This window comes from Jatrophihabitans lederbergiae (genome assembly GCF_031845305.1).
Classification (GTDB): domain Bacteria; phylum Actinomycetota; class Actinomycetes; order Mycobacteriales; family Jatrophihabitantaceae; genus Jatrophihabitans_A; species Jatrophihabitans_A lederbergiae.
The window spans coordinates 1-4,198 of record NZ_JAVREH010000109.1 but is presented as its reverse complement, the minus strand read 5'-3'; the positions used below and the strand labels follow the sequence as shown (position 1 = coordinate 4,198).

General features: G+C 66.7%; 4 protein-coding genes. All 4 read left to right on the top strand.

Going from position 1 to position 4,198, the window contains the following annotated elements:
• The first annotated feature begins 159 nt into the window (after positions 1-159).
• Genes RM423_RS24080 through RM423_RS24065 form a run of 4 tightly spaced genes read left to right on the top strand, consistent with a single transcriptional unit; the run spans position 160 to position 4,095 of the window.
• Positions 160-2,121 carry an MMPL family transporter gene (locus tag RM423_RS24080; RefSeq protein WP_311425578.1) on the top strand — a complete coding sequence of 654 codons (1,962 nt, stop codon included), beginning with the start codon at positions 160-162 and terminating at the stop codon, positions 2,119-2,121.
• Positions 2,122-2,124: 3 nt separating this feature from the next.
• Positions 2,125-2,799 carry a response regulator transcription factor gene (locus RM423_RS24075; RefSeq protein ID WP_311425577.1) on the top strand — a complete coding sequence of 225 codons (675 nt, stop codon included), beginning with the start codon at positions 2,125-2,127 and terminating at the stop codon, positions 2,797-2,799.
• Positions 2,796-3,200 (top strand): hypothetical protein, encoded by a 405-nt coding sequence (locus RM423_RS24070; protein ID WP_311425576.1) that lies wholly within the window; start codon positions 2,796-2,798, stop codon positions 3,198-3,200. The genes RM423_RS24075 and RM423_RS24070 overlap by 4 nt, the downstream gene beginning before the upstream one ends.
• On the top strand, positions 3,187-4,095 hold the full coding sequence (locus RM423_RS24065; protein ID WP_311425575.1) for a sensor histidine kinase: 909 nt from the start codon (positions 3,187-3,189) through the stop codon (positions 4,093-4,095). The genes RM423_RS24070 and RM423_RS24065 overlap by 14 nt, the downstream gene beginning before the upstream one ends.
• The last annotated feature ends 103 nt before the right edge of the window (positions 4,096-4,198 follow it).

Here is a 4,198-nt window from a genome sequence, read left to right as displayed (position 1 = left end):
CCCGATATTCTTCACCTTGAAGGTGCTCCTTGTTCAACGACGACTTGGCCTCAAGAACCTCGATCATCGTTGACTGGGAGCACTTTTCAGTTGATCAACGCGCCGCCCTCATGAAAGCACTGGGCTAAGCAGTATGGGGGCGCGACATCGGATCCGGGTGTGTTGACCCTGAACTTGCCTGCCGGGCAGACGGTGCGTTCCCCTGGTGTGCAGGCCGAGCTGAAGGCGGTCGACGCGGGCTTGGCGAAGGCTGCGCCGACAGTGCGGACCGTGTCTTACGCCTCGACGGGCAGCCAGACGCTGGTCGGCACGGGCGGGACCAGCACGATAGTGCTGGCCTACCCCGCGAAGGAGGGGTCGGATATCGACACCGCTTCGGTCGATGCCCTGACCCGGGCGGCGACCACAGCGGCACCGAACCTGACCGTGCATGGGACCAGCCTGAAGGCGTTGGCTGCCGGAACCACCACCTCCGGTGGCAACTCCACGGTGCTCGGTGAGCTGCTGATCGGTGCGCTGGGTGCGCTGCTTGTGCTGGCCTGGGTGTTCGGATCCTTCCTGGCTTTGTTGCCGCTGATGATGGCGCTGGTGTCGGTGCTGACGATGCAGCTGTTCATCTACGCCCTGTCCTACGTCATGCCGACCTCCTCCCCGCTGAATCCTGCGGTGCAGTACATCGTCGCGCTGCTGGGACTCGGGCTCTCGATTGACTACTCGTTGCTGGTGGTGACCCGCTGGCGAGAGGAACGGGCATCGGGCAAGTCCAACGACGAGGCCATCAGGGCGGCGATGACGCGTGCTGGGCACTCGGTGTGGTTCAGCGGGCTGGTGGCGTCGTTGGGGTTGTTCGCGCTGATCGTCGTCCCGAACTCGCTGGTCCGGGGGATCGGCATTTCCGGGCTGTTCATTCCGTCCACCGCGACCTTGGTGGCCTTGACATTGTTGCCGGCGGTGCTGTCCAAGGTCGGCCCGAAGATGGACTGGCCGCGGCACAAGTCAGCCGGTAAGACGAGCCGCTTCTGGACCTGGTGGTCTGAGCGGGTGATCCGCCACCGCATCGTGGCGGCCGTCGTCGGGTTGGGGATCTTGGGCGTATTGGCCGGGGTGGCCGCGACCATCAATATCTCCCAGCCCACCAGCAGCGCGCTGGCCAGCAGCGGCACCTACACCGACGGGCTGCACGCTTTGCAGGGCGACGGGTTCCCCACCGGCACCCTGACCACGGTGCCGGTCTATGTCCCGCACGCCGCGGACGCAGCTTCTGTCGCCAAGTCGTTGGGAACGGTGTCGAGCCTGCGGGGCGCTGTCGCCCCGACCAACCCGGCGTGGCGGGAGGGTGGCAGCGCGGTCGTGATCGCAGTGCCCCAACATGAGGTGGGCAGCTCCCAGAGCGGCTCAGCGGTCAGCGACATCAGAAACACCGTGCCCCGAACCGCGCTGGTCGGCGGAGCCGGCGCGGTATCCATCGATGAGGTGAGTTCCACCTATGGCGCGTTCCAGCTGTTGTTCGGGTTGGTGGCGCTGGTGACGTTCCTGCTGCTGGCGCGGGGACTGAAATCGATTCTGCTTCCGCTCAAGGCCGTCATCCTGAACGCCCTGTCGGTCGCGGCGTCCTACGGCATCTTGGTGCTGGTGTTCCAGCATGGCTTCGGCATGCATGCGCTGTGGGGCACAAAGTCCTACGGTGCGGTTGACGTCCTCGCCCCGGTCTTGATCTTCGGGTTCCTGTTCGGAGTCTCGATGGACTATGAGGTGTTCATCCTGTCCCGAGTGCGTGAAGGCTACGAGCGGACCAAGTCGACGCATCAGGGCATCGTGGAAGGCGTCTCGCGCACGGGCCGGCTGGTCACCAACGCCGCGCTGATCCTCTTCTTCGCGCTAGCATCATTGTCCACAGCGAACGACATCACCGTGCGCCAGATCGCGGCTGGCCTGGCCGCCGGCGTCCTGCTGGACGCGGTGGTCGTCCGGATGCTGCTGCTTCCGGCGCTGGTCTCGCTGTTCGGCAAGTGGAACTGGTGGATGCCGGACTGGGCGGCGCGGCTACTGCGTCTGCCGGTGCAGGAGCTTTCCGAGCCGCCTCGGGCGGAGCGGATTCCAGTCACGGTCGGAGATGTCTGAGTGATGCGAGTGCTGGTAGTCGAAGACGAGCAGGCGATGGCTGAGTCCCTGACCTGGGGGCTGCAAGCCGAGGGTTACGTCGTGGATGTTGCGGACAACGGCGAGGACGGGCTGTGGAAGGCCCGCGAAGCCGCCCACGACGTGATCATCCTCGACGTGATGCTGCCCGGTCTCGACGGCTACCAGGTGTGCGCACAGCTGCGGGAGCAGGGGGTGTGGACGCCGATCCTGATGCTGACCGCGATGGATGAGGACTTCGATCACGCCGAGGGGCTGGACAGCGGAGCCGATGACTATTTGGCCAAACCGTTCTCCTACCCCATCCTGCTCGCGCACCTGCGGGCGCTGACCCGACGCGGTCTGGGAGAGAGGCCGGCGGTGCTCACCGCCGCCGGCCTCACCCTGGACCCGGCCAGCCGCGCCGTCACCCGCGACGGCGCCGGACTCGATCTGACCAGCCGCGAGGTGACAGTGCTGGAGTACCTGATGCGACGCCAAGGGCAGGTGGTGTCCAAGACCGAGCTGCTCGAGCACTGCTGGGACTCCGCCTATGACGGCGGCCCGGCGGTGGTCGAGGTGCACGTGCACCGGCTACGCCGCAAAATCGACCCGCCGGTGGGGATGCCGGTGATCCTCACCTTGCGCGGCGAGGGCTACCTGATCCAGGACGACCGGTGAGCAGAAACCGGTTCGGGCAGAGGCTCGGACGACTGCGTGCTCGCAGCGCCACGCTGCGAGCACGGGTCACTGTGGTGGCCAGTCTGGCCATCACGGCGGCGGTCGTGCTGGGGGTGCTGTTCATGTATGTGCTGCAGATGCAATCCGTGCGGCGGACCATCGACGGGCAGCTGCGCACCTACGCCACTCAGATCGCGCAATCAGCGCCGACCGGTGCGTGGCAGCAACCGCTGGCCGGGTCGAGTTTGGACGCGAACGCCGAAGCGCAGGTCCTCGCACCCGACGGGGGGGGTGCTGGCCGCGACCCGCTCGTTAGCGGGAGTCCCCGCGGTCTACACCCTGCCCGCCGGCGCGAACGCCCCGGTACGGCAGAAAGCAGCCGACGGGGTGATCCCGACTGACATCCAGGTTGTCGCGGTGCGCACCACCGTCAGCGGGCGCGCGGTCACCGTGATCACCGGCACGTCCACCGGGCTGCTCAGCCAAGTCAACTCCGAGTTCCTGCGGCACCTACTGCTCGGATTGCCGATCATCCTGCTCCTGGCCGCCGGCACCGTCTGGGTCGTGGTCGGGCGGGCGCTGCGCCCGGTCAAGCGGATCCGCCAAGCCGTCACCGAAATCACCTCCGCGGACCTGTCCCGGCGAGTGCCCGAGCCGGGAACGCCCGATGAGATCGGGCACCTGGCCCACACCATGAACGACATGCTCGAGCGCCTGGACGCAGCCGCGATAAAGCAACGACGCTTTGTCGCCGACGCCTCCCACGAACTGCGCAGCCCCCTAGCCGCGATCCGCACCACACTGGAAGTCGGTCTCGCCCACCCCGCCCGGGCCCCCTGGCCGACGATCGCCGCCCGCGCGGCGCAACAGTCAACCCGCCTAGAAGACCTCATCCAACAACTTCTGGTGCTCGCCAAAGCAGACGAGCACCAGCTGACGGCCCACCAGCAGCGCGTCGACGTGAGCCCACTCCTGCGAGAAGTCACCACCAACACCCCAGCCCACCACCTCGACATCAGCCTGGACGCACCATCTGGCGCCGCCACCGTCGGCAACCCCGACCATCTGCGGCGCCTGTTCAGCAACATCATCGACAACGCCGTACGCCACGCCGACAGCCAGGTCCGCATCACCACCGCAACCACCGCCCACGAGGTCCGCATCGAGGTCGACGACGACGGTCCCGGCATCCCGACCGCTGACCGGGACCGCATCTTCGACCGGTTCGTCCGACTGGACTACAGCCGCGAACGCGGCAGCGGGACCACCGGCCTAGGGCTAATACCGTTCAGTTAGTGGGTTGTGATCTGGTAGATGGGTGGGTGTTGGGGTCGGGGCCAGGTGGCGTGGTGGGCGCGTTTGACGTGCCATTTGGGCATCTTTCTTTTGATGACGCGGG

What these genes read in the sequence shown, in the direction of transcription:
- RM423_RS24075 (WP_311425577.1), top strand. Translation starts at nt 2,125, where the DNA reads ATGCGAGTGCTGGTAGTCGAAGACGAGCAGGCGATGGCTGAGTCCCTG.